The sequence below is a fragment of the Borreliella afzelii genome (genome assembly GCF_014202295.1).
Lineage (GTDB): Bacteria > Spirochaetota > Spirochaetia > Borreliales > Borreliaceae > Borreliella > Borreliella afzelii.
The window spans coordinates 377,048-403,952 of record NZ_JACHGM010000002.1 but is presented as its reverse complement, the minus strand read 5'-3'; the positions used below and the strand labels follow the sequence as shown (position 1 = coordinate 403,952).

General features: G+C 27.4%; 26 protein-coding genes, 1 tRNA gene and 1 other RNA gene. 7 read left to right on the top strand and 21 right to left on the bottom strand.

Features of this window, described 5'->3' with window-relative positions:
• Positions 1-54 precede the first annotated feature (54 nt).
• From HNP63_RS04095 to HNP63_RS04075, 5 genes are read right to left on the bottom strand one after another with little or no spacing between them, the layout of a single operon-like run.
• Positions 55-1,935 (bottom strand): DNA topoisomerase IV subunit A, encoded by a 1,881-nt coding sequence (locus HNP63_RS04095; protein ID WP_004790601.1) that lies wholly within the window; start codon positions 1,933-1,935, stop codon positions 55-57.
• Positions 1,935-3,734: a DNA topoisomerase IV subunit B gene (locus HNP63_RS04090; RefSeq protein ID WP_004790466.1), complete on the bottom strand. Its 1,800-nt coding sequence runs from the start codon at positions 3,732-3,734 to the stop codon at positions 1,935-1,937. The genes HNP63_RS04095 and HNP63_RS04090 overlap by 1 nt, the downstream gene beginning before the upstream one ends.
• A gap of 20 nt (positions 3,735-3,754) precedes the next feature.
• Positions 3,755-4,492 carry a 1-acylglycerol-3-phosphate O-acyltransferase gene (locus HNP63_RS04085; RefSeq protein ID WP_011600792.1) on the bottom strand — a complete coding sequence of 246 codons (738 nt, stop codon included), beginning with the start codon at positions 4,490-4,492 and terminating at the stop codon, positions 3,755-3,757.
• 8 nt (positions 4,493-4,500) lie between these two features.
• Positions 4,501-6,024, bottom strand: a complete 1,524-nt coding sequence (locus tag HNP63_RS04080) for a pallilysin-related adhesin (protein WP_183227270.1) — start codon at positions 6,022-6,024, stop codon at positions 4,501-4,503.
• Positions 6,025-6,036: 12 nt separating this feature from the next.
• Complete coding sequence (locus HNP63_RS04075) at positions 6,037-7,539, bottom strand: peptidylprolyl isomerase (protein ID WP_183227268.1); 1,503 nt, start codon at positions 7,537-7,539, stop codon at positions 6,037-6,039.
• 195 nt (positions 7,540-7,734) lie between these two features.
• Here HNP63_RS04075 and HNP63_RS04070 point away from each other — a divergent pair, with 195 nt between their 5' ends.
• Positions 7,735-8,586: a protein-glutamate O-methyltransferase gene (locus HNP63_RS04070; protein ID WP_157859659.1), complete on the top strand. Its 852-nt coding sequence runs from the start codon at positions 7,735-7,737 to the stop codon at positions 8,584-8,586.
• 64 nt (positions 8,587-8,650) lie between these two features.
• On the opposite strand, the gene phoU is transcribed toward HNP63_RS04070, so the two are convergent.
• Genes phoU through HNP63_RS04050 form a run of 4 tightly spaced genes read right to left on the bottom strand, consistent with a single transcriptional unit; the run spans position 8,651 to position 13,241 of the window.
• Positions 8,651-9,322, bottom strand: a complete 672-nt coding sequence (gene phoU / locus HNP63_RS04065; RefSeq protein ID WP_004790733.1) for a phosphate signaling complex protein PhoU — start codon at positions 9,320-9,322, stop codon at positions 8,651-8,653.
• Between the two features lie 10 nt (positions 9,323-9,332).
• Complete coding sequence (locus HNP63_RS04060; protein ID WP_183227266.1) at positions 9,333-10,367, bottom strand: tetratricopeptide repeat protein; 1,035 nt, start codon at positions 10,365-10,367, stop codon at positions 9,333-9,335.
• Positions 10,364-10,765: a hypothetical protein gene (locus HNP63_RS04055; protein WP_004790522.1), complete on the bottom strand. Its 402-nt coding sequence runs from the start codon at positions 10,763-10,765 to the stop codon at positions 10,364-10,366. The genes HNP63_RS04060 and HNP63_RS04055 overlap by 4 nt, the downstream gene beginning before the upstream one ends.
• A 25-nt stretch (positions 10,766-10,790) precedes the next feature.
• Complete coding sequence (locus HNP63_RS04050) at positions 10,791-13,241, bottom strand: AAA family ATPase (RefSeq protein ID WP_004790413.1); 2,451 nt, start codon at positions 13,239-13,241, stop codon at positions 10,791-10,793.
• Between the two features lie 92 nt (positions 13,242-13,333).
• Here HNP63_RS04050 and rnhB point away from each other — a divergent pair, with 92 nt between their 5' ends.
• Positions 13,334-13,879, top strand: coding sequence for a ribonuclease HII (gene rnhB, locus HNP63_RS04045; RefSeq protein WP_004790588.1), 546 nt, complete (start codon positions 13,334-13,336; stop codon positions 13,877-13,879).
• A gap of 17 nt (positions 13,880-13,896) precedes the next feature.
• Here the strand turns inward: rnhB and bpuR are convergent, their stop codons facing one another.
• Positions 13,897-14,268, bottom strand: coding sequence for a transcriptional regulator BpuR (gene bpuR / locus HNP63_RS04040; RefSeq protein ID WP_004790392.1), 372 nt, complete (start codon positions 14,266-14,268; stop codon positions 13,897-13,899).
• Between the two features lie 151 nt (positions 14,269-14,419).
• Here bpuR and HNP63_RS04035 point away from each other — a divergent pair.
• A tRNA-Gly gene (locus HNP63_RS04035) sits at positions 14,420-14,491 on the top strand.
• Between the two features lie 77 nt (positions 14,492-14,568).
• Here HNP63_RS04035 and ssrA read toward each other — a convergent pair.
• Positions 14,569-14,930: a transfer-messenger RNA gene (gene ssrA, locus HNP63_RS04030) on the bottom strand.
• Positions 14,931-15,039: 109 nt separating this feature from the next.
• Here ssrA and HNP63_RS04025 point away from each other — a divergent pair.
• Both HNP63_RS04025 and HNP63_RS04020 read left to right on the top strand, forming a co-directional pair.
• Positions 15,040-15,714, top strand: coding sequence for a queuosine precursor transporter (locus HNP63_RS04025; RefSeq protein ID WP_004790481.1), 675 nt, complete (start codon positions 15,040-15,042; stop codon positions 15,712-15,714).
• Between the two features lie 64 nt (positions 15,715-15,778).
• On the top strand, positions 15,779-16,480 hold the full coding sequence (locus HNP63_RS04020) for a queuosine precursor transporter (protein WP_004790644.1): 702 nt from the start codon (positions 15,779-15,781) through the stop codon (positions 16,478-16,480).
• Here HNP63_RS04020 and HNP63_RS04015 read toward each other — a convergent pair.
• Positions 16,477-17,133: a TrmH family RNA methyltransferase gene (locus tag HNP63_RS04015; RefSeq protein ID WP_044052099.1), complete on the bottom strand. Its 657-nt coding sequence runs from the start codon at positions 17,131-17,133 to the stop codon at positions 16,477-16,479. The genes HNP63_RS04020 and HNP63_RS04015 overlap by 4 nt on opposite strands.
• A gap of 82 nt (positions 17,134-17,215) precedes the next feature.
• On the opposite strand from HNP63_RS04015, the gene ung reads away from it, so the two are divergent.
• Positions 17,216-17,887, top strand: a complete 672-nt coding sequence (gene ung / locus HNP63_RS04010) for a uracil-DNA glycosylase (protein WP_011600801.1) — start codon at positions 17,216-17,218, stop codon at positions 17,885-17,887.
• Between the two features lie 73 nt (positions 17,888-17,960).
• Here ung and secG read toward each other — a convergent pair whose 3' ends face one another.
• The 8 genes from secG to trxA form a co-directional block, all read right to left on the bottom strand.
• The gene (secG, locus tag HNP63_RS04005) at positions 17,961-18,323 is read right to left on the bottom strand and encodes a preprotein translocase subunit SecG (protein WP_044052101.1); all 363 of its coding nucleotides are present in this window, start codon (positions 18,321-18,323) and stop codon (positions 17,961-17,963) included.
• Positions 18,324-18,338: 15 nt separating this feature from the next.
• Positions 18,339-19,100 carry a triose-phosphate isomerase gene (gene tpiA / locus HNP63_RS04000; RefSeq protein WP_004790299.1) on the bottom strand — a complete coding sequence of 254 codons (762 nt, stop codon included), beginning with the start codon at positions 19,098-19,100 and terminating at the stop codon, positions 18,339-18,341.
• A 1-nt stretch (position 19,101) separates the two neighbouring features.
• Positions 19,102-20,283 carry a phosphoglycerate kinase gene (locus HNP63_RS03995; RefSeq protein ID WP_183227264.1) on the bottom strand — a complete coding sequence of 394 codons (1,182 nt, stop codon included), beginning with the start codon at positions 20,281-20,283 and terminating at the stop codon, positions 19,102-19,104.
• A 24-nt stretch (positions 20,284-20,307) separates the two neighbouring features.
• Entirely contained in the window at positions 20,308-21,315 is a 1,008-nt protein-coding gene (gene gap / locus HNP63_RS03990; protein WP_011600804.1) for a type I glyceraldehyde-3-phosphate dehydrogenase, read from the bottom strand.
• Between the two features lie 74 nt (positions 21,316-21,389).
• A complete protein-coding gene (locus HNP63_RS03985; RefSeq protein WP_183227262.1) occupies positions 21,390-23,360 on the bottom strand; it encodes a tetratricopeptide repeat protein in 1,971 nt (656 codons plus the stop codon).
• Positions 23,357-24,136, bottom strand: a complete 780-nt coding sequence (locus HNP63_RS03980; protein ID WP_011600805.1) for a hemolysin family protein — start codon at positions 24,134-24,136, stop codon at positions 23,357-23,359. The genes HNP63_RS03985 and HNP63_RS03980 overlap by 4 nt, the downstream gene beginning before the upstream one ends.
• The gene (gene ybeY, locus HNP63_RS03975; RefSeq protein WP_011600806.1) at positions 24,137-24,595 is read right to left on the bottom strand and encodes an rRNA maturation RNase YbeY; all 459 of its coding nucleotides are present in this window, start codon (positions 24,593-24,595) and stop codon (positions 24,137-24,139) included.
• 82 nt (positions 24,596-24,677) lie between these two features.
• Positions 24,678-25,031 carry a thioredoxin gene (gene trxA / locus HNP63_RS03970; protein WP_015055275.1) on the bottom strand — a complete coding sequence of 118 codons (354 nt, stop codon included), beginning with the start codon at positions 25,029-25,031 and terminating at the stop codon, positions 24,678-24,680.
• Positions 25,032-25,104: 73 nt separating this feature from the next.
• Here trxA and HNP63_RS03965 point away from each other — a divergent pair, with 73 nt between their 5' ends.
• Entirely contained in the window at positions 25,105-25,821 is a 717-nt protein-coding gene (locus HNP63_RS03965; protein ID WP_183227260.1) for a 16S rRNA (uracil(1498)-N(3))-methyltransferase, read from the top strand.
• 50 nt (positions 25,822-25,871) lie between these two features.
• Here the strand turns inward: HNP63_RS03965 and HNP63_RS03960 are convergent, their stop codons facing one another.
• On the bottom strand, positions 25,872-26,879 hold the full coding sequence (locus HNP63_RS03960; protein ID WP_073999232.1) for a PASTA domain-containing protein: 1,008 nt from the start codon (positions 26,877-26,879) through the stop codon (positions 25,872-25,874).
• Between the last annotated feature and the right edge of the window lie 26 nt (positions 26,880-26,905).

Below are 26,905 nucleotides of genomic sequence, written 5' to 3'. Positions count from 1 at the left end.
TTAAAACTGGTATTATAGTAACATATTAATGAAATTTAAAAAAGGTTTTTAAAACTATTTAAATTTAACTTTTTTCAAAGTATTACTTGAAATTCGCTTCCCAATAGAGCTTCTTGATTTGACCATAAAATTAGCAATTTCAATTCTTTTAATAATGTCTTTATTTGTCGAAAATTCTACAAATTTAGGACTTAATGAAAAATCAACAAATTCATCATTGTCTCCTAAAAATTCATAAACTTTATCTGCAATAAATTTATCTATTTTAAATCTTTTAACATAATAAAAATTGTCAAGTTTATTAAGATAAATTATTGAAAATATTTGTTCTTTTGAATTATTTATATCATAAACTAACACACATATATTCTTTTTATCTATAAATGCCTTGTCTTCAATATTTTTAAGAACATAACTATTTTTCCTAAAAACCAATACTTTATCATAATAACTAGCATTTCCAATAAATTCTCCATCAAAAAGACTAGTTCCTACAAAACCTTCTGCCAAGTTCAAATAAACTTTCATATTCTTTGTAGCGATTTCTTTTACATTCTTTGATTTGATTAAAGAAATTTCAGTCTTCCTTTGATGCTCTTTAGAATACTTTGCAAGCAATAAATCAATAAAATTTATTGAATATTCTTTTATTGAAGAAATATTGCTATTTATAATCTTTAATTCTTTATTTAAAATTTTAATATCCTTGGAATTCTTATCAATATCAAAAAGACTTATTTTCCTAATTGGAATCTTAAGCAAATTTTCAATATCTTCTTTTAAAACCTCTCTTGAAAAAGATTCTTTGCACCTTAGAACCTCTGACAATATTATACTTACAATATTTTCTTCTTTAGAAATTGTTTCAAGAAGTTTATAAATTTTTTTTTCAATAAAAATTTGCTCGAGTGTTTTATAAAATATTTTTTCAAGAATCTTACTTTTTTGCAATTCAAGTTCCATTTTTAAAACTTTTTGAAGATGATCTGCATGAAACTTAATAAGATCCTTAATGGTATAAACAACAGGATACCTCTCACTAAGCAACAACAAATTAACAGAAATTGATATCTGGCAATTTGTATAATGATACAACTTTTCAATCACTTCACTTGCATAAACACCCCTCGGCAAAGACAGTTCTATGGCCACATTTTCAGCAGTAAAATCATTAATGCTTGAAACTTTAATATAATTTTTTCTAATCGCTTTCTCAATCGAAGATATCAAACTCTCAGTAGTCTCTCCAAAAGGCAATTCCCTTATTACAATTGTTTTTTCATCTATAGTTTCAATTTTAGCTCTAACTAAAACTTTACCGTTACCATCAGCATATTCATTAACATCAACTATTCCTCCTGTTGGAAAATCAGGATAAATATCGTAAGTCTCTCCAAGAAGCTCACTCTTTACTGCATTTAAAATCTCATTAAAATTGTGAGGTAATATTTTGGCTGCCATTCCAACAGCAATACCCTCACTTCCCTGAATTAAAATAACAGGAATTTTTGCAGGATAAAGCAAAGGTTCATTATTTCTTCCATCATAAGAAGATTCATAAATTGTTATCTCTTTACTGTAAAGAACATCAAAAGCTAAAGGGGTTAATCTGCACTCAATATATCGAGAGGCAGAAGCAGGATCACCTGTAAATAAATTGCCAAAATTACCCTGCTTTTCAATAAATAGATCCTTGTTAGCAATATTAACAAGGGCCTCATAAATTGACGTATCGCCGTGAGGATGGTATTTCATTGTATTGCCAACAACATTCGCAACTTTATGGAAATTACCATCATGCATTTCAAAAAGAGAATGTATAATTCTCCTTTGGACTGGTTTAAATCCATCAACAACACTAGCAATAGCACGATCTTTAATAACATAAGATGAATATTGCAAAAAATTATCTTTAAGTAAGGTTCTGATATCCATTAAATCAAATTCTCCATAATAAAATTCCGCCTCTCAGGAGTATTTTGCCCCATATAAAAACCCAACTTCTCTTTTATTTCTTTAATATTAAAAAGATCCACTTTTGTAAGTTTAATGCTATTAATATCAATAAAACCTTTAAATTCATTTGGAGAAATTTCACCAAGACCTTTAAATCTTGTCACTTCACATCCCCCTTTAAGCTGAAGAATAGCTTTTTGCTTTTCTTCTTCAGAATAACAATAGATCGTGTTTTTTTTATTTCTAACCCTAAAAAGAGGAGTTTCTAAAATATACATATGACCATTTAAAATTAAATCTTCAAAAAAAGTCAAGAAAAAAGTTAACAACAAATTTCTAATATGAAATCCATCAAAATCTGCATCGGTTGCTATTACAACCTTATTGTACCTTAAATTTTCAATTGATTCCTCAATGCCAAGAGCCACCATCATATTATAAAGCTCTTCATTTTTATATATTTCAGATTTATTTTTTTCAAACATATTTTGAGGCTTCCCTCTAAGAGAAAATATAGCCTGAGTATAAACATCTCTACAAGAAACCATTGAACCTGTTGCAGAATCCCCTTCTGTCAAGAAGATCATAGTTTGTTCTGACTGCTTACTACTGCTATTAAAATGAAATTTGCAATCCTTAAGTTTAGGGATTTTAAAAGATATTTTTTTCGCTCTCTCTCTTGCTTCTTTTCTTACACTACTTAATTCTTTTCTAAGTCGTTCATTGTCAACTACTTTTTTCTCAATCAATTTTGCAAGTATTTTATCTTTATACAAAATCTCAGAAATTATCTTTTGTACTTCCTTTGCAACATTACCTCTAGTTTCAATATTTCCAAGCTTATTCTTAGTTTGGCTTTCAAATATTGGATCTTTAATTTTAACAGAAAGAGTTGCAACAAGCCCTTCTCTAATATCTGTTGATGAATATGTTTTTTTAAGAAAATCGTTAATAGCTCTTACAAAGCCTTCTCTAAAACCAGTCTGATGGGTGCCTCCATCGTTAGTATATTGCCCATTAACAAATGAAAAATAAGTCTCACCATAATTATTTGTATGAGAAAAAGCAAATTCTAAGGTTTTACTAGAATAGTAAACAATATCATAAAGCAAGTCATCACTTTTAATTTCTGAATTTAAAAAATCTAAAAGACCATTTTTGGATTCAAAAATTTGATCATTGTAGTTTATTACAAGTCCTTTATTCAAACAAGCATAATGGAAAAATCTTCTCTTTAGAAAATCTTCACTGTAAGAATATTTTCCGAATATCTCTGGATCTGCTAAAAACTCAACATAAGTACCGTCCTTATCATAAGACTCTATTTCTCTGGATTCCAATAACTTTCCCTTAGAAAACAAAGCCTCAAAAGACTTGCCATTTCTTGTTGATCTTACTAGAAATTTTGAACTTAAAGCATTAACTGCCTTAGTCCCAACCCCATTAAGACCTACAGAAAATTGGAAAACATCATCATTATACTTGGCTCCAGTATTAATAACTGAAACACTCTCAACAACTTTTCCAAGAGGAATTCCCCTTCCATAATCCCTAATAGAAATAAGATTATTTTCTTTTTTTATAAAAATTTCATTTCCATAGCCCATAATAAACTCATCAATTGAATTATCTATTATCTCTTTAATTAAAACATAAATACCATCATCAATATTAGAACCATCTCCTAAACGTCCAATATACATGCCAGATCTTAATCTAATGTGTTCAAGAGAAGATAGAGTAATTATTTTACTTTCATCATAATTTTGAGTCTTCATCTAAATCCTTGCTTTATAAATTAAATTTTAATAGTTTCAAGCTTTTTAACTATTTGATCTCTAATAATACTAGCAAGATTCTCTTTTTCATATTCACTTAATTTTAAAATATCTATCAAAGGATGAACATGAATATAAACAGATAGTCCAGAATTAAAAATAATATTTTTAATGAAAAAGTTATTAGTATTATAAAGAGTAACAGGAAGAATAGATGTTCCTGTCTTTAATGCCATCTTAACTGAACCTTTTTTAAAAACCTTAGTATCCCCACCCCTATTTCTGGTCCCCTCAGGGAAAATTCCAATAGATCTACCCTCTCTCATAACCTTTATTGCCTTAGCCTCAGCAGCAGCAGCAGATCTTATACTCTTTCTATTAACAAAAATAGCGCCCATAACAATTAAAACAAGATTCACAAAAGGAACCCTAAGTAAAGAATGTTTTGCCAATATTACAAATGGATTAACAAAAGTATAAATAAAAATTAAAGGATCCATAGCTGCAATATGATTTCCCATTATTATTATATTGCTTTTCTGGGGAATATTCTCAGAACCTGTAACAATAATTTTAATTCCAGCAAGCCATAAACCAATCTTAATACAAACTCGCATCATAATAAAACTGAATCTAATAACATAGCGCTCGAGTAAAAAAATTTTACAAACCAAGTAAAAAGGAAATAAAAAAAAAATAAAAATAAAAAAGAACAATAAAACACTAAAATAAGCTATAATACTTCTCAATATTTTCATAAAAACTATTACCCTATTTTTTCTATTCGCTCAAGTTTTAATTTTTGCCCTTTAATTAAGCTTACATCATCTCTTAAAATTTTAATAGGATTAAGAATGATTGTAGAAAATTTTTGCTTTTGAACAACTCTTTCATTATGTTCAAGAAAAAAAGATTCAACAAGCTTGTAACTACCCATATCAATTTCATATTCAAGAACAAAATTATTTTTTAAAGGGAAAATATTAAAAATGCCATAATAAATTTTATTTTCATCAATATAAGTTAAAGAGGGGTAAGAAAAATCATAAATTTTGTCCTTATACACATAATTTCCACTAGGAATAAAATAAATATTATTACCATTTTTTTCAACATTTAAAACATCTCCATCAAATCTCTTAAATGTCCCTGAAAATCCACTATTATCATAGGAGTTTGTACTAGTGTCAATTTTGACTTCAATGTTTTCTTTATCTACAATTTTTATCCAAAAGTTGTAAACTATTAAATCTGAAAAAAGAGACTTGGCACTAACATTAAGAGTGTTGTAAGCCGGTTTTGAAATATATTTAATCTTTGCAACTTCTTGAGAATTTTTTCTAAAAAGATTAATCTCGTTTGATTGCCTTTCAAAAGATAAAAATAAAGTTTCATTAATATCTTTGCCCTGTTTCTTATTATAATCATGATCGTCATACCAAACTCCATGCAAAAATCTATAAACTTCATCTTTGCTTAAATTCTTTAAAGTTTTATAAATATTATTATCAATCTTACCAACTTTTTCACTCACAGAAGAAAGATAATATTTGCCTTGAATATGAGAATATTCATATTTTTCAATCTTACTGATTATTAAATCTTCTCCCACTTTTTCATATTTTTCTAAGGAAATAGGATAGCTTTCTCTTGATCTGTTTTCTTCATAAGCTGAAGATCTTGCATACTTATTGATAAGAACAGTGCCATTAACTTTATCAAAAAATATGGGTTTATAGGAAGACACATCATTTAAAACAGATTTTTGAAAAACGTACAAAACAGATTTATCTTTTAAAAATCCTTGAACAACTATATTAAAATCATAATCACCCGTAATGTCCTCAAGATACATGTTATAAGAATTTTTTGGGTCAATATCTATTTGGGTTTTAAAAAGAATCGTTCCAACTTTAATTTTGGGATCAAAACCAATAATAAATAAATACGCATTAAGATTTGAAAAATTTTGAGCTAAAACCACCTGTTCAAAATAAACATCTAGATTCAAATTTTCTTGCTGAACTGCGAGAATTTTATAACCTTTTAAATCTATAATATCTCCAAAAAAATCTTCCATTTTGTTCATTTCTAATACATTAGAATTTAGGTTATCAATCTTGGAAACAGATTTTACATCTTTGTTAAAAACAATAAAATCTTTGCTTACCTTGGAACAAGCAAGTAATGTAAAAAAAAAGAATATAAATAAAAATCTATAAAAATAATTATAAAACCAAATTGATTCTTTATTAAAATTAATTATACTAGCAATCAAAACTTTTATCATAGTATTTATTTCTCAATTTTGACTAAAGTTTTGCAAAGCAAAAAACGCCTCATTAAAATTATTAACAAAATCTTTTTTATTCAACAAAAAATCTGTAATCAAACCACTATTTGCAATATTAAAATTGTCAAGAAGTTTTTCATTTTCAATCTCTTCTTCGGGCCGGTTAGATCTTTTTTTAGCTGATTTAAGGAAAAACAAATAAACTTTTTTATTCGCCACAAAAGGCTTAGACCAAGAATTTTCTTTCAATCCAAAAACAACATTATAAAAAGACTTGCTATTATTAAATTCGACTAACTCTTTTAAAGTATTAGGATAAATATTAATATTGTAAGATAAATTAACAATTTCTTCTTTTAAACTAAAACGATTTTTTTCAAGAGCTTGGCTTAAACTGCTTAATTTAACATCACTTAGAAAATCATTTAGCTTATTTTCCAAATAAGCTTCAATAACACTTGGTTCATAAGTTTCAATATAATTTTTAACAGCACTAATATCGCGATCTGAATTTTTATCAAAATCATAAATATTGCTAAATGCCTTATATATTTGATATTCATTTTTATTTTTAGTCTTAATAGGCTTACTAAATTCACCTTCTTTTAAAGAAAAAATGGAATTTAGATCTTCTTTATTTTCAACGTTAAGATCTAAATCAAAATAATACTTATCCAAAGAAACAACGCCTTTGAAATTAGCCATATCATCTGAATAAAGCTTAGCAAGCTCTTCAAATGGAGTTTTGTTTAACAGCTTATCATAAGCACTCCTAGCATCACTTGCATTTTTAAAACGAATAGACGCAAGAGATAAACGTTTGAATAAATTTAAATTCTTCTCAGCATAAAGTATTACCTCTTTATTAGAAAAATCCTGATAAGAAAGAGAAAGATATGAAATGTGCCTTTCTACAGCACTCATATCTTTAATCATGTTAAAAAGAGACTCGGAAAATATCAAATTACTATTTAAAAAAATTTTAACATTAGAAAACAGTATATTTTCTACCATATCATCATAAATTTTAACTTTTTGATAATCAGAAACTTTATTATATCTTTTAGAACTAAAATTCCCATTAGGGTCTAAATATTCAGGGGATCTGAGTAAATTTTTATTCAGCATTTCCTTAGAAATATAAAAATTATATTTTTTTATCAAATCAAAAAAAGCAACATCCTCAACATATTTCATAAATGCCAAATACCAGGCGTTATAATCTACATTAATATTTTTAGCATTCCCTTGTAATCTAGAATAAAGATTTGAATAATAATTAACATACTTGGCAAATTTATTATCTTTTTTATAGTAAATAGGTTGACCTTTATAAGAACCAAATTTTAAACCAGATGAATGAGCATTATCGAATATTCCTGGGAGCAAAGGTGCAATAATAAATCCAAAAACAATTAAAATAAGGGTAAAAATACCCCACATACCAACTTTTTTTTCTTTGGACTCAAGCGTAACTAAATCATTCTTGACTTTTCTACTTCTCTTTAGCATAAAACAACCTTTAATAAGTAAGTATACTAATAATTTAACTACTAAATTATCACAATTAAAAAATTATTGCAATTGAAATATCTAACTTAAGCTGTACGCTTAAGTATTATAAAACTAAAAAAAAATTTTACATTTCTAGCATGAAAACAAATCTCTCTGGATCAAAAAGGAGAATGAAGTCGAAAGTATATGAATATAAATATGAATCAAAACAAATTCAACCTTAATATAAATATAACTAAGGACGAACTTTTAAGGTTAATAAAAATAGTTTACAACAATTTTGGAATCAATCTCAGCGAGAAAAAAAAGATGCTAATTGAAAGTAGATTATCATCTCTTCTCAAGGTTAAAGGTTTTAAAAATTTTACTGAATACATCGACTTTTTAGAAAAAAGCACTGGAAATCTTCAATTAATTGAATTAGTAGACAAAATATCAACAAATCATACTTATTTTTTCAGAGAATCTAAACATTTTGATTTTTTAAATAACAAAATATTACCCAAGCTTGCTGAAAAAATATTAAAATCGGAAAACTCAGAAATTAGAATATGGTCAGCCGGCTGTTCAAGTGGTGAAGAGCCTTATACAATTGCAATGATACTAAAAGAATATATGGAAAATAACAAAGTAAATTTTAAAGTCAAAATCTTAGCAACAGACATTTCAATTAGCGTTCTACACGAAGCTTATGAGGGGATTTATCCTGAAGATCGTACAATAAATTTGCCCAAATATTTAAAAACTAAATATTTAAATCAACTCAAAGATGATAAATTTCAAGTTAAAGAAATTTTAAAAAAAATGGTTTACTTTAAAAAATTAAATTTAATGGATGAGAAATTTCCATTTAGTAAGAAATTTGACCTGATATTTTGCAGAAACGTTATGATCTATTTTGACGAAAAAACTAGAAACGACCTTGCCAATAAATTCAACTACTATCTTAAAAATGATTCTTATCTTTTAATTGGACATTCAGAAACAATCCGGGGAAATAAAAATCTTAAATACATAATGCCTGCCACTTATAAGAAGAATTAATAATCATGATTATTAATTCTTCTTATAAGATTTATTTAGATTAAAAAGCCTAAAAATAATGAAGCTAGGTTAAATTTACCTTCTCACCTATTCTAATAAAATAGAGCAACTCGCCAATTGTTGCTACATGATCACCAACTCTTTCCAAAAAACTATTTAAAAATAATATGTTTAAAAGATAATCCAAATTTTCAGGATTCTTTTTCATTGCATCAACAACAATACTTTTTTGCTTTGAAAATAATTTATCTATTATATTGTCATACTTAACTATCTTTAATATTTTAGTAAAATCTCCATCAAAATATGCATCAAAAATATCAGATAACATCTCTTTGGCTGTATCGGCCATTTCTCTTAAAGGTTTAAAATATAAATTAAGAAAATCAAAATCGTCCAAATCTGATTCAAGAAGAAGAACAACTCTTACAATCTTAGTAGCATGATCTGCAATCCTTTCAAGGGAACTTATTATCTTAATAATTGCTAAAATTTCTCTAAGTTCTGTAGCAACAGGGTGTTCAGTCGCAATTATTCTTCCACACAAATCCTCAATATCATATTGATAATCATCTATTATTTTTTCATCTTCATTGATTATTTTTTTAGCTAAACTTTTATCTTTAGATTCTAAGGCTATTAAAGAGTCATCTATAATTTTAAGCACACATTCTTTCATATCCCAAAGATAATCTTTTATTATTTCAAGTTGTTTAGTAAGCCTTCTTCGTATCATATCATATCTCCTAAAAAAACCGCTTTAAAAATAAATATCTTATCTTGGCTCTCTCATAATAATCACTAAAAGGATAATTATCAATAACCAATTTATAGTAATGCAAAGCCTTTAAAAAATCTTTATGTTTACTCTCAGACTCATAAAGTTTTCCCAACAAATAACTATACTTATCTGAAAAGCTTGAATTAATATATTTAGGAAAGTACAAAGAACTAAAGTTTAAAGCAAACTCATACTCCCCCCCTATTAATAAGAATTCAAAAATCTCAAGATAAACACTCTCGGAAAAATCAATATTCTTTTCAACTAAATATCTAGCATTTTCTAAGACTTCTTCTTTAATATTTAATTTTATACCAAGCTTAATTAAATCAAAAACAATGCTTTGAAAGCATCTGCTCTTCAATTTCAAATAATTTTCATAAGATTTTAAATAATCCTTATTTTTATAATAAATTTCTGCCTTTAATAAAATATATTTATCATCATTAAAATTATACCTATTAAGTAAATCTATTGCTCCTTTGTAATCATTTATATAAGATAAATTCAAAGCCCTGGTGGCAATCTCTAAAGAGGTTACCCCATTAATACTATCCCTTCCAAGTTCAAGATTATTCTTACTTCTGATGTCCTTACTCTTGTCAGAGCCACCACCATCTAGAATTTTAACTTCAAACTTATTTGTAATTTTCAAGATAACTATTTTATTAAATTCACTTAAATCTTTAACATTTTGATAGCTAAAAATTAATTTAATTTTGCCTTCTTTTTTAAAAGTTTGAAAAGTAAAAACAGCCCCGTCCTCATAAGATTCTCCAATTAACTTAATAAAAGATCCATTTTCATTGCTTTTGATATAAATCCAAGACTCATCTTTAAAAGAAAGATTAAATTTTGAATTAGTATTTACATTAATATCTACTTCTCTACTGCTAAAATCAAGCTCATATGAATCACCTTGACTTATAAAAGTTGGCTCAGGAAAAACTTCAAAAACAAAAAATAGCAAACTTATATAAATCAAATATTTTTTAATCATTTGGAAATTTCTAAAATCTTATCTATTAATTTTTCATTCTCCTTCTCAATATCAATATTGAATAAATTTTCCTTTTTAATCCAAAGATCCTTGAAAAAATTCTCATCAAGAAATTGATTTTTAATCAACCCATCAACAACTAAATTTTTATTTAAATTTTCATTGAAAAAATCAGGTCTCGGAATAAAAAAATCATCCATATTTAGACTCTCATTTAAATCAAAATAAAAATCTTCCATATCAACTAATTTAACTTTGGCGTCTAAATTGTCCTCAACAGACTTTTGGGATTTTTCCAACATTTGTGTTGAATAGAAATAAGTAATACCCGAAACAATAAAAATCAAAAATATTAAAATTAAAAAATATTTGCTAAAACTAAACTTTTTATCTTGCATGTTAATTCCCTTAAATCTAACTTAATTATATATTAAACACCTTACTTTCACCATTATCAAGCGTAATGCCTATCAAATTTTCACCACCCTCAGAAATATATGCATTATGGGTTATTACCAAGAGTTGAATTTTTTTCCCCAGTTCTTTTAAAAGTAAAGAAAGTTTTTTACTATTCTCAAAATCAAGAGCTGCATCTATTTCATCGAGCATGCAAAAACAAGCAGGAGAATAATAATAAAGTGCAAATAAAAAAGCCATACTAACTAAAGTACTCTCGCCCCCTGAAAGCATATTATTGGTTTTAACAAATTTATTTGAAAAATTTATTCTAATCTCAACATTATCGGTATTTTCATTATAAAAAAGATTGGCAGTTCCTTTGAAAATTTTTTTAAAAAAGTAAGAAAAATTTTTATTAATCTCATCAAATGATTCTCTAAATTTTTTATAAATCTCATTTTTTATTTTTTTTTGAAGCTTTTGTAATGAATATTTTGAAAGCTTTAAATCTTCTACTTGTAAACTTACTTTTTCAAAACGATCCTTAGTTTCATCGAACTCTTTATCAATATTAAAAAATACATAATCACCTAGATTGATTTCATCAATCTCTTTGTGTAATAGCTCTCTAGTTACAAGATCCTCTTCTAATTCGAATTTATTAGACATTTCATTAGAAATGTTGAAATTTTCTATTTCATTTTTAATGCTTACATTAGAGTTCAAAAGAAATTCATACTCTGTCTGTTTTTTTATATATTCATAATAATTAGTTTTTTTAAAATCATTTAAAAACCCTAAAGAGCTCAAATCTTTCTCTTTAAAAGACTCGTCGTTGCTGGATTTTGAAGTACCAATAAGATTGCTCAAATTAAGCTCAATATTGCTCTTTTCTAAATTTAAATTTTCAAGCTTTAAATACAAATCTTTAAGCTCTTCATCAAGACTATTCTTAGATTCAAATAAAAATTCTAAATTGCCTTCTATAAGTTTGATTTCGTCTAAATTTTTAAATTTAGAAAGCTCTATATACTCAAGCTCTCCTAATACATCATTTAATTGAAGCGTCTTTTCTTCAATTAATCTCTCAATATTTGCTATCTCTTTAGCAAGATTTGATTTTAAAGCATTTTTTTCGAGCAAAAATTTTTTCAAATTAACATTTTGATTGAAAATAGGCTCAATTTTATCCTTCAATAAAGCCAAAAGATTTTCATCTTTGCTTATATACTTGATTAAATTCACTCTAATCTCTTTAATATATTTTATACTCAATGATTCTTCAAAAAGTTTCAGAGAATCTAATATATTCTCTTTTAATAAAACAAGCTCTTCTGATTTAGCACTCTTTAATACAGATAAAATTAAATCAACAAGTTCAAAAAAACTTTTAGTATATCTATTAATCTCATCACTTAAAGAAAAAAATTCATTTTTCTTTTCTTTAAGCAAACTATTTAATTGATATAAATCGTTATTTATAGATTTTTTTTTCTCTTCAAACTTAGATTTATTCTTGACAAATTTATCCTCCAAATTCATCTTTGCCGTCTTTTCTTGCTCTAATTTTTGAATCTTAATCTCTAGTCCAAGAATTTTGGACTTCATAAGCTCAAGATCCTTTTCTAATGCTTGAATATTATTAGCAACATTTTTTTCTCTAAATGAATAAAATTCCAACTTTTCCTTAAAACTAGAAGATAAAAATCTACTTAAGCCGTCTAAATTTAATTTGCCTTTTAAGGCATTAATATCAAAATTAATATTGAAAAGCTTTTTCAATGTTATTGTTTTTTCTAAAGCTTCTAATTTTTGACTTAAATCTTGATGTTTTTTTCTCAAAAGATAAACATTTTTTATGTTATCGTACTTTTGCTTTAAATTTTCTTGTAAGGCTAACAAAGATGATAAATTTTGATTAGACTGCTTAAAATTTTTAAGAGCCTCTTCTTCTTCAATTTTTAAAACATCTATTCCGCTTGCCTGTTCAATTAAAGATTTAAGATTTACATTTCTTCCCAAAGAAATGTCTTCAACCTTCCCTTGAGTTATAAACATATAAGGCGATTTTTTAAACTGAAGCCTATTCAAAAGTCTATTATAATCTTGGAAATTTAAAATTTTATTATTAAAATAATACTCACTTGAACCATCCTTATAAAGACGCCTGCGAATATAAAAATCCCCCCCAAATTCTCTTAAAGTCGATTTTTCACCGTCAATGTTACTAAAAAAAAGAGTTATTTCTGCAAAATTTGATTTTCCTAACTTTGAAACAGAAATTAAATCGGAAATATCTTCAACCCTTAAAAATTTTAAATTATCTTCTCCAATACAAAAACGAACAGCATCAATAAGATTGCTCTTCCCACATCCATTAGGCCCAACAATAAAACTTAAATTTTCACCTACTTCAAACTCTTGTCTATTTAAAAAAGATTTAAACCCCAAGAGTACTATTTTTTTTAAAACCAAACTAACTCCCAATTAAAATTAAAAACCAATTGCTAATAAATCTACAATTTCATATTATAATAAATAAAAATATTTTTATAAAAAGGTCAATTATGATTTGTGGAATAGATGAGGTTGGAAGAGGTTGTATTTTTGGACCTATTCTAAGTGCTGCTGTAGTTTTCAAAAAAAAACCTAACTTTATAAAAGAACTGGATGATTCTAAAAAACTAACAAAAGAAAAAAGAGAATACCTGTCCTCATTAATACTTGAAAACTCATATTATGCATTCGCTGAGATTTCAAATATAACAATAGAAAAAATAAATATTCACAACGCATCTCTTCTTGCAATGCAAACTGCATACGAAAACCTAAAATTAAATTGTAATTTAGTATTTATAGATGGCAAATTTGTCCCAAAAATATCAGCAAAAAATGTTAAAGCAATAATTAAAGGGGATTCAATAATAGACGAAATAAAAGCTGCCTCAATTATTGCTAAAGTTAAAAGGGATAAACTTATGGATGAATACGATAAAATTTATCCATTATATTTACTTAAAAAGAATAAAGGGTACCCCACAAAAGAACATAAAAATGCAATAAAGAAATATGGGGTTTTAAGCCTTCATAGAAAAAATTTTAAACTAATTTAAAACATAAATAATAAAAATTAATAATCCTTCTTTTTAAACCGCCCGCCTGATAAATGAGATTTTTTATGAAATCTAGAATCATCTAATTTAGATCTATCGCCATATTCACCATACTCTTTATTATGCCTCATGGAAGAATCAATAGATCCTCCTGTAGACACTTTCTGCTTAATAACCGCTATTGCCTTAAGCAAATTGGATTCAAACTCATTTATATTTTCTTCATATACAAAAATAGAATGCCTTTCAAAATCTCCACTCGGACTTCTTTTACTCTCTACAATATTTAAAAAATAATCCCCTTTTCTATTTTCCTTGACATTAAAAAAATAAGTTCTCTCGGACTCTGTAAATAACTTCTCAGAGTATACTTCCCCTCTCTCTCCCATCAATTTCCTCCACACAAGTTTTTGTACTTGACTACATTTAAGTTAAATTAATTGTACTTATTTAAAAAAAAAATTGCTAGCCAAAAATAACATTATAATAAAATCTTATTGACATAAATTGATTTTTTTTATATAAGTAAAGTATTGTCTTGCGTCCTTCGTATAATGGCTATTACCTTAGCCTTCCAAGCTAATGATGTCGGTTCGATTCCGATAGGACGCTTTAAATAATAAGCACGTCTTCTAAATTTAGTAATGCTTTTTAAGGATTATATTTAAAGTATAAGGAAAAAATGAAATAAATGGAGATGGCGGGAATTGAACCCGCGTCCTAAAAACAATACTATAAGCTTCTACAAGCTTATCTAGTATTTTACTAAGCAATATGGTTTGGAAATACTAGCAAACCGCCAAATTGCTCTCAAGTATAAAAGTCCCTAAAAATCAACTTGAAAACATTTTTAAGCAAGCTTCGATGTCTAAAAGAGTATAAGTGAATCTCAAAGCCAAATTCAACAAAACTCTCTGCTAACTTAAGCAGCCATTACAAGGTTTGAACTTGTAAAGTTATTATTTTTTGCATTTATTTTAGAAGTTTTAAGAGATTCCCTCTGCTTGCAACTTACAATATTAGCATTTTCAGTCAAATCCAAAACATCCCCTAATGTAAAGTCATATTACCATAGTTTTAAGAAAACAACAATACTACCTTATTTGCAAAAACTAAACTAAACTTTTATAATAAATCCGATATTACTAAAAGAGAATTTTATGTTTAATGAAATTTTATGGTTTGCCATGCTAATTACTACTTATTCATTTTTGATTATTATATTCCTTTTTTTTAAAAAAAATGGATTATTCGCGTGGGTTGCAGTAGCAATTATTATAGCTAACATCCAAGTTTTAAAACAAATTACAATATTTGGAATTAATGCCACATTAGGCAACATTATTTATGCATCGTCATATATTGCAACAGACATTCTCTCAGAATTTTATGGAAAAAAAACTTCAAAAAAAGCCGTTTACATTGGGTTTATCAGCTTCATTATCTTTGCAGTATTAACAAATGCCCAAGTTCACTTCATATCAAATAGAACTCAAGAAAATTTTAAAAGCTTAGAAAACATTTTCTCTTCAATACCAGCTTTACTATTAGCTTCTCTTGTTGCATACCTAGTGTCCCAATTAAACGATGTATATCTATATCAGTTTATTAAAAAAAAATTTCCTAAATTTTTATTTTTCAGAACCAATGGATCAACTTTGATAAGTGGCTTAATAGATACAACAATTTTTGTAAGCATAGCAACCTATTTCAAAGTATTTCCAAAGGAAGTTTTCCTAGATATAGTAATTTCCACATACCTAATTAAAGGTTTGGCGGGGATTTTAGGAACACCTTTTATATATTTTGCAAAATATATAAAACTTCAAAAATAGAAAAGTTAATTTACATAAATAAAAAACTTTATCTAAGATAATTAATTTGGTACAATTAAATGCTATGAATAAAGATATATTTGATTTAAGCTTGTGGGTAGGAGTGTTTCTCTTTACATACATAACATTGGGAATTCTTTACCAATTTTTCGGAAAATCTGGTCTTTTTTGTTTTAATGCAATTGTTTCAACAATATCAAATATTATAATACTAAGAAATTTAAAAACATTTGGGTTGTCTTTAAATTTATCAGGTATTACTTTTTTATCAGCATTATTCTCTTTAAACTTAATGGTAGAAAAATACAACAAAAAAGAAGCAACAAATTCCGCAATATTGAATCTTTTGTTAAACATAACTTTTACAATTATGATTAATTTTATGATATTATTCAATCATAATAAATTAGACACCGCAGATATTCATCTTAAAATATTGTTCAATAACTTTACATACATTCTAACAATATTAATTGGAACGTATGTACTTTTTCTATCTCAATATATAAACATTTTAATATATGATTATTTTAAACAAATAAAAATAAAATCTTTATGGATTATACATCCACTATCAAGACTAATTTCTGGATATTTGGCTAATTTACTAGTTTCAATATCCATAAATACAATATTTAAATTTTATCCCGAAACAAAAAATATTGAACTTACAAAAGGTTCTCTAATTATTACATTAACAATAATTACAATCGATACCATTTTTTATATATTTTTAAATTCTTGGAAAAAAATAAGAGAAGTTTAAAACTTAATAAGATTTTCAATAATTTGATAATTTTTAACAACTTGTCTATAGTATTTTAATCTCAAATTTGATTTCTCAACTTCATTTAACAAGTAATCAACGCCACTTTCTCTTAAACGAATTAATAAAGAATACATAACTATCGCAACAGCTACAGAAATATTATAACTTTGAGTAAATCCATACATAGGTATTTTGATACATAAATCGGCAGCTTCCAAAACTTCTGAACTAAGCCCTGTTAACTCTGTCCCAAAAAATACTGCCATTTTATTGTTAATTGAAAAATTTTCAAGATTTACTGATTGTTCACTTAAAGATGTGGCCACTATGCTATATCCATCAGATTTTAACCTATCAATCGCAAACTTAGCATTTTTATATTTATTTAAATTTATCCATTGTGAAGATCCTAAAGTAATATCTGGATTTAAAGTGTACTTATTATTTTTATCAATAACATAAATATCACTAAGTCCTAAAATTTCGCCTGTTCTAATAGTAGCACTTGCATTGTGGGACTGAACAATATCTTCAAGTACAAATGTTAAATAATTAGTGCGCCGACTTAATACTTCCTCAATCCTGGCTTTTTTGCCATCTGTAATAAATTCAGACAAAACATCTATTCTTTTTAATACATCATTATCCATAATAAAAATCAAATTCTAAAAAATAGTAACGTTGCTCCTGCATATATTTCAAATTACAAAATATTTCTTATATAATACAAAAATGATAGTAAAAATTGAAGAATCTTGGAAAGAAGTTTTAAACAATGAATTTAATAAAGAATACTTTAAAAAGCTTGTAAAGTTTATAAAACACGAATATAAAACAAAAAACGGGAAAATATTTCCTCCTCCAAAACTTATATTCAATGCTTTTAATTCTTTGCCATTTAAAGACATAAAAGTGGTAATAATTGGACAAGATCCATATCATGGAAAAAACCAAGCAAATGGACTTGCTTTTTCTGTAGATTCAGAAATCAAAATTCCACCGTCTTTGCAAAACATATTTAAAGAAATAGAAAAAAGTTTAAAAATAAAAACCATTCCAAATGGAGATTTAAAAAGGTGGGCAATTCAGGGTGTATTTCTAATAAATACAATCTTAACAGTCGAAGAGGGCAAGCCTTCTTCACATAAAGGCATTGGATGGGAAATTTTCACAGATGAAGTAATAAAAATAATCTCTAAAAATTTGAAAAACATTGTATTTATGCTTTGGGGCAATTTAGCAAGAAGTAAAAAAAAGCTAATTGACCCATCAAAGCATCTAATTCTTGAAACAAGTCATCCATCTCCATATTCAGTAAACAATGGGTTTTTAGGCTCAAACCATTTCATCAATACTTTAGATTATTTAAAAAAACACAATAAAAATAAAATAAACTTTCAATAAAATTGATAAATTTAATAATAGTTATGATTTAAAATTATTTTACGTAAAGAAAAAACTCTTTACGTAAACACTTCTATTTTCCTTTTAAATTTTTTTCTTCAACTTCATCAATATTAGTATCTGATTCATTATTCTCATTATCCCAAAAAGTTGAACTATTCTTATTTTCCGTCTTTATATCCTTCAAAAAGCTATTATCCGCTCTTCTAGTATTCATAAAAGATAACAAAACTACAAAAATAAAAAAGAATGCTATGAAAAATCCAGTGATTTTTACAGCAACACTTGAAGACTTTGCCCCAAAAATAGAAGAACTACCGCCCCCAAAAACACCGCCTATTCCATCACCCTGCTCATCTTGAATTAAAACTAAAAGGATAATAAAAATTGAAACAATAACAAAAATTACAAAAATACAAAATCTAACTAAATCCAAAACAAACCTCTTTGACTAACGAACGTTATTGATTATAGATAAAAAAGATTCAGCCTTCAAAGATGCTCCACCTATTAAAGCACCATCGATATTGGGCTCATTCATAAGCTCTTTTATATTGCTAGCATTAACAGAGCCTCCATACTGAATTATAATATTATCTGAAGCTGATTTTGAATAAAGCTTCATAATCTCAAGTCTAATTGCCTTATGAACTTCTTCTGCTTCCTCTTTAGTTGCAGTTTTACCCGTTCCAATTGCCCAAACAGGTTCATAAGCTAAAATTATTCTCTTAATATCTGACTCAGAAACACAATCTAACCCCTTTTTAACCTGACTCAAAACAACATCTAAAGTTTTTCCAGAATCTCTCTCATCAAGAGTTTCTCCAACACAAAGAATTAAATACTTAAAAGAATGCTTAAGCCCCGCACGAATCTTTTTATTTATTATTTCGTCTGTTTCTGCTAAATATAATCTACATTCAGAATGACCAAGTATAACATATTCTACTCCAAATTCTAAAAGCATTGAAGGCGAAATCTCGCTTGTTCTTGCTCCACTTTCCATATAAGACATGTTTTGAGCACCAAGAAGAATATTACTACCCTTAATACATTCTGAAACCTTAGACAAAGCCGTAAATGGAGGAGTTATCATTATTACAAAATCATCATTTAAAGTTTTAACTTCAGTTGCAATTTGTTTTGCAACAATAGAAGCTTCTGCACTTGTATAATGCATTTTCCAATTTCCCGCTAAAAAAGTTTTTCTCACTTTACTTCTCCAAAACCTTAATACCTGGTAAAATTTTTCCTTCAAGATACTCAAGTGACGCACCGCCACCTGTTGAAACATGTGTGATCTTATCAGATAAATTAAATTTATTAACAGCTGCGACAGAATCTCCGCCACCAACAACAGTTAAACCTGAGCAAGACGCCACCATTTCGGCAACCTTTGCAGTTCCTTTTGAAAATGAATCAAATTCAAATACACCAAGAGGGCCATTCCAAATTATAGTCTTGGCAGTTTTCACAACCTTTTCAATTTCTTTCAAAGTGTTAACTCCAATATCCATGCCAATCTTGTTTTCAGGAATATTTAAGGAATCAATATACTCAGGAGTAGAATTTTTATTAAAATCGTCCGCCACAATGTGGTCAAGTGGTAAAATTACTTTAACACCCAACTCTTTTGCTTTCCTTAAAAAAGAAGAAGCTGTATCAATATATTCGCTCTCTAAAAGAGATTTGCCTATAGAATATCCTTTGGAATATAAAAAAGTATATGCCATTCCACCGCCAATCACAACCACATTTGACTTTGATAAAAGTGATTCCAGCACTGCAATCTTTGAAGAAACCTTAGACCCACCAATAATCGAAACAAATGGTTTTTCGGGATTTTTTAATACTTCTCCAAGGAATTTATCTTCTTTTTCCATTAAAAATCCACCAACAGATGGCAAATAATCAGAAACCCCTACCGTTGAAGCATGCGCCCTATGAGCCGCACCAAAAGCATCACTTACAAAAACATCTCCATTCTCAGAAAGTTTTTTTGCAAAATTTTTATCGTTTTTCTCTTCTTCTGCATAAAACCTTACATTTTCAAGCAATACAACATCACCATCTTTCATTTGCAAAGTATTATTTACAATTTCGCTTCCAATGCAATCAGAAAACATCTTGACATCCTGGTTTAAAAGCTCTGACAATCTATTGGCAACAGGCTTAAGAGAATATTTAAGATTTTTCCTACCCTCTGGTCTACCCAAATGACTTACAAGTACAATTCTAGCTCCTCTTTCTTTTAGATACTCTATTGTGGGCAATGCGGCCTTAATTCTAGTATCGTCACTAATGCTCCCCTCTTTTAGGGGAACATTAAAATCACATCTTACTAAAACTCGCTTGCCCGCAAAGCTATTAAAGTCTTTTACTGTTTTTATTGACATTTTATTACCTTACAAGCTTTATATTTATTTTACCAATTTTTGAGCAAGATCAACCACTCTTGTAGAATACCCAAACTCATTATCATACCATGACAACACCTTTGCAAATCCATTTTCAAGAACCATTGTTTCAAGGCCATCAACAATAGAAGAATGAGAATTCCCCTTTATATCTGAAGATACAATTGGATCTTCTGTATACCCTAAAATACCTTTAAGTTCAGATGTTTCTGATGCCTTTTTGAGAACAGAATTAATCTCTTCTTTTGTAACATCTTTTTTCTTGAGTTGAACTGTAAGATCAACAATTGAACCTGTTGGTACAGGCACTCTCATTGAAGTCCCATTTAACTTTCCTTTAAGTTCAGGCAAAACAAGTCCAACTGCTTTTGCAGCACCAGTTGAAGTTGGGATAATAGAAAGTGCAGCAGCCCTTGCTCGTCTAAGATCAGAATGAGGAAGATCTAAAATTCTCTGATCATTAGTATAAGCATGAACGGTTGTCATAAGTCCTTGTTCAATTCCAAATGATTCATGAAGTACTTTTGCAAGAGGGGCCAAGCAATTAGTTGTGCATGAAGCATTTGACACAGCCTTTAAATCGGAATTAATATCGTGATCATTTACACCTAGAACTATTGTTTTAATCTCGTCCTTAGCAGGAACTGTTAAAATAACTTTCTTAGCCCCAGCATGATTCACATGATCAAGATACCCTCCTTTATCACTAGTTGCTGATGAAAAAACACCTGTTGATTCAATTACAACATCAATCCCAAGCTTTGCCCAAGGAAGATTTTTTGGATCTCTCTCAGCAATAATTTTTATTTCTTTTCCATCCACAACAATAGCGCCATCTCTTGACTCAACTTTTTTATTGTATACTCCAAAGGTTGAATCATACTTTAAAAGATGTGCAAGGGTTTTAGGATCTGTTAAATCATTTATTGCCACAATATCAATTCCTCTTTCAAAAGCAATCTTAAAAACATTTCTACCAATACGACCAAAACCATTAATAGCCAATTTCATACAAAAATCCTCCAATTTTTTTGATTTTATTCTTACTAGAATTATTAAATCATAAATTAATAATAAGTGTCAAACTATCTTTTTACAATCACAGTTGCTCCCTCTTGAATATAATCTTTTAAAAACGTAGAAGATTTTATAGCGCCTCTAGAAATATAATCACTTACATCCTCAATTAAAATCTCCCCCAAAATATCTGTTTTATTGTAAACAATAAAACTAGAATCTCTATTACCACTGTTTAAAGCGCCTTCTTTGAGAATCAAAAAAATATCACCCTTTACAACACCGTTTACTTGACCAAGATTAATAAGAGTATCATCATTTTTAATTTGAAGAATCTTTCCTTTTTTGGGCAAATAATCATAAAAATCTTTAGAAAGGGAATTTAAAGCATTGCTTAAATAATTAACACCACCCACATCATAAGAGAAAGAACCAACCTTAATCCCTGTTTTTCCTGAGAAAACATTTACTACCAAAGTAGCTGTATTTTTCAAAATATCTGCCTTAAAATCAAAAATTAAAAATAAATCCAAATTATTATTTCTTGAATAAGAAAATCCTTCGGAAAAATTATTAATCAGATAATCTTTATTTTTATTGTAATCAAAATTATAGTTAACTATTTCTATATTTAAATTACGCTCAAGCACCCTTTCAGCGTATCTTAATATCAAATCGTTTGCACCAAAAAACCTATTCTCACTTTGAGTAAAAATAGCCATTCTATAAACCATTCTGTCATCGTAAAGTTTATTAAAATCAGCAATACTTTTATATCCATATTTATAAAATAAAGACTTTCTAACATCAAAAGACACAACATCATAAAAATCCAAAATTCTAGAATCAGTAGAATTTCTCTGTTTTACTAAATAAAAAAGCTGCTCATAAGCCATAATATCTAAATTCATGAGCTTATATATTTTTGAAAGCAAAAACCTGGCACTATCATTATCAGGCCAAATATCAACAGCATTTTTTGTATTAAACAATGCTTTGTTTAAATTTAAAGATTTAAAAGCTTTAGATCCCTCATTTTCATAATGCTTAGAAATTTTAGTATTGGAATCATTTTTTAAAAAATTTCTAAAGTTAGATGCAAAAAAACTCTCCTCAAGAGCAATATTATAAAATTCTATATCTTTTTTAAGATTTTTAGCTCGCTCTAAATTTAAAATAGCCTTTTCAACATTCCCAAATTTCAAGTAAGAATAACCTAATAAATAATAAAGCTCATCGGACTCTTTATCAACTAAAATAGCTTTTTGCAATGCTTCTATTGCATCCTCATATTTAAATTCATGCAAATAAACAAGCGCAAGCAATCGATATGCATCGACAACCCCAAAATCTTTGTAAGAACTTTCAATTAAAGCTAAATAATTTAAAGCATACTTTTCAGCAAGTCCTAAATTATTAATGCTAATATAAAATTCGGCTACTCTTTTATGAAAATCTGGAAAAGATAAAAAATTTATTCTAACTTTATTTATCAAATGCCTAATCTTGTCATGCATTTCTAACCTTTGATAAATATCAATAAGATGCTCAAACGCACTATAATTATTTTGACTATAATCAAGAATAGATAAATAATAATTAGCAGCAGCTATGAATAATCCATTTTTTTCAAAAATTGAAGCAAGTCCAACCAAAGCATCAATATTGTTTCTCTGTTTAACTAAAACCTCAGAATAGATTTTTTTTGCTTGATCAATTTTATTATTTTTTAATAATATATTCGCATAAAGAATTTTATATTCCGTGTCTTCGTTAGACATTTTATAAGCTTTCTCTATGAAAAATTGTGCTTGAGTATATATCTTAAGAGAATAATAAATTGATGCAATAAATTTATAAGCTTCATAATAATTGGGATTAATTTTTATGGCCTCAACAAGCTCATCAATAGCATCATAATACCTTTTAGACAAATAATACTCATGGGCCTTTTGATAATGCCCTAATGCTGTAGTATCACTGCCTAACAGAACACCAAAATTAAAAAGGAATAACATTAAAAATCGATTAAATTTCATAAACCTTCCTTCTCGGAAATCTTTATTACCTTAATATTTCTTTGATGCATATTTTTAATCGAAAAAACCAAATTACCATATTCTACCTTTTCATTTTTCAAAGGAATCCTCCCAAAAAGATCATAAACGAAACCACCAAGAGTATCAAAATCCCCATTTGGTAAATTTAAATTAAGCTTTTCATTTAAATCCTCTATTAAAATTCTAGCATCACAAAGATAAGACCCATCATCAAGACGAACTATTTCATCAAGCTCATTGTCAAATTCATCCTGAATGTCGCCCACTATCTCTTCAAGAATATCTTCAAGAGTTACAAGCCCTGAAACTCCACCATACTCATCAACTACAATTGCAATGTGAACATGATTTTCTTGAAATTCTTTTAAAAGAGAGTCTGTTTTTTTGCTCTCAGGGACAAACATAACCTTTCGCATAATATCTTTTAAATCTATTTCGTAGAAATCTTTTTTACACATATGCAATAGTATGTCTCTTGTATGAATTATCCCAACAATATTGTCAATAGTACCGTGATACACGGGAAATCTTGAATGACTGCTAGATGTTACAACCTTTAAAAGTTCATCCTTACTCTTAGCATAATCAACAAATATAACCCCTATCCTAGGAATCATAATCTCTTTTACAATAGTCTCTTTAAGGGCATTGAAATTTTTTATCAAAGAAGTCTCAATACTCGACTTATCTTCAAGATCATTTTCAGGACTTCCTTTTTTCTTATTTTTGTTTTTAAAATTAAAAAATCCCAACATCTAAAATACCCTTTTATTTTTTCTTAAGATATTTTCTTGAAGAATCAACATACCTTCCTTTTGAAAATCATTAGTTTCATGTTTATATCCCATTAAATGTAAAATCCCATGAATAGTGACACGTTGAAGTTCTTCATAAATTTCAACATTAAACTCTTGAGCACTAAATTTTAAATATTCAAAAGATATTATAAGATCTCCTTGTATTTTATAATTTATACCATCAACCAAATCTTCGTTAACTTCATTATAATTAAAAGAAAGAACATCGGTTGGCTCGTTCTTGTTTCTAAATTTATTATTCAATTTTTGTATATAAACATTATCACAAAGAATAACCGAAAGTTCAAAATCACTAATAGAAAGGGTATTTAAAACAGATAAAATAAAATCATAAAAAATACTAAGATGTTCAAATTTAATATTTTCTACCAATAAATTCAAATCAGATTTGGACAAATTAACTATACCTTAGAAAAATCCATATATAACTTACAAACATACATTAATTGCTATAAATTAAATTATTTTATTTTGCAAACTAAAAACCAAAAAAATCCTTAATTATATTTTCAAAAGCATCTTCTTGCAAAAACCCAACAGAAACCTTTGGCTTGCCATCAATAGGAATAAAAAGAATAGTCGGAAGGCTTTTTACCCCAAGAACAGAAGCAATATCTTGCTCTTTGTCTGTATCTACTTTGTAAAAATCAATACTATTCTCGTACTTTTTGGAAAGTTTTTCAAAAATCGGAGAGAGCATTCTACATGGACCACACCAATCAGCATAAAAATCAATTATTGCGGGCCTCTCCCCTTTAAAACTCCACTCTTTATTATTTTTATAATCAAAAACTTTAACAACAAAATCTTCTTTGGTTAAAGAAATAGCCATATATTCTACATGCCCCCCTATCGACTTAAAATTATATCACAAATACAATATTAATAATAAGGAATTATAAGAAATGAATCTAATGTTAATAACTTTCAATGAATTTAAAACAGGAATTTCGCTCAATGACACTAGAGCAGAACATCTTGTTAAAATCTTAAAATTAAAAGATAACGACAAATTTAAATTTGGTATTCTTGGAGAAAAAAACATTTACCATTGCATTTATAAAAAAGATAAAAAATTATTTTTCAAGAAAATTTTTAAAATAGGAGAATCTAATAAACTTAAAAAAATAAATGTACTAATTGGGATGATAAGGCCAATTGTTGCTAAGAGAATAATAAAAGAACTTGCTAGCATTGGAATATACGAAATAATTTTTTTTAACACTGAGCTTACTGAAAAATCATATTTAAATTCTAAAATCTTTAAAAACAATGATTACGAAAAACATTTAATAGCTGGAGCAATGCAAGGAGGAATAACATACTTCCCAAAAATAAAAATTATGGGGAATTTAAAAGACAGCCTTAAATATATTAAACAAAAAAATTTTGAAATAAAAATATTGCTTGAAAAAAATAGCAAAAAAAATTTAATTGACATAGAACAAACAAACAATGCAACCATTATTGTGGGACCTGAGAGAGGGTTTACAGAGAAAGAAAAACAATTAATAACACAATATAATTTTTCCTCTTATAGTATATCCCCAAACATCCTAAGAACAGAAACAGCTATAATTGCTGCATCTATTATTACTGCATCGAAACTAATTAATATATGATTTAATGTTAGAATTTGTTTATTATTTAAAATCAATCCATTTAAACATAATCAATTTACAACTGTTTTATTGATAAGCTTATCATAAATATAAAGTTCGATCGTAGAGCCTTTGTAAACCTCATAGGGCAATTTAATCAACCCTCCTTTTGACTTAAAGGAATAAATCAAAGAATTTTCACCATCCAAACTTTTTAGCCTAACAGATATATCAACATAAGATGGATGTTGCCTTAATTTATAAGTCAAAATCCCAAAAATAATTTTATTGTCAAGCTTAGGCTTTGCAATAGTAATTAAAATTTTATCTGATTCATTTATTTTAGTTCCAGGTGGAATAGACTGAAAAACAATATTTCCAAAGTCGCCTGTATTTGCCAAATTAATATCAAAGCTAATGTTATCATTCAAAAGAGAAGCAATCGCATCTTTATAATAAATTCCAATATAATTTTTAACATGCTTATCTAAACGATCTTTACCCTTACTAATTAAAAATTGTAGATCTGTTAAACTTGATATTTGAGTACCTGGTGATGGATTTTGACGAATTATTATACCTCTTGGTAATTCACTCTCAACCTCAAGAGGTTCAACAATATGGTAAAGTAATTTAGAATTATCAAAAGAATTAGCCTTTAAATTAATGATAACATCATCAATGTTTTTCCCAATAAAACTATCGACTCTGTTTATTATAGCCCCTTTGCTAATAAAAATTATAACCTTATTGCCATGCCTTAAGACGGTTCCTGGTTTTGGACCCTGCTCTATAACTTTTCCTTTGTCAAGAGCACTTGAAGAAAATTTAAATTCAATGTGGGGAATCAATTCTTTTCTCTGTAATTCAATAATAGCATCTTCAATAGTAAGAGAATAAAGATTTGGAACAACTACAATCTCCTTATTTTCTAAAACCATAAAGAAAATTGCAAAAGAAACAATTAAAGATCCAAAAATAACCAAAAGCAATGCCTTGATTGTAGCTTTGGGCAAAATTAACATTTCATCATTACAATTTTTATCACTTTGAATTAGATCTAATTTATTTTTAAACAATTGATCTTCATTAGAAAATTTATTTT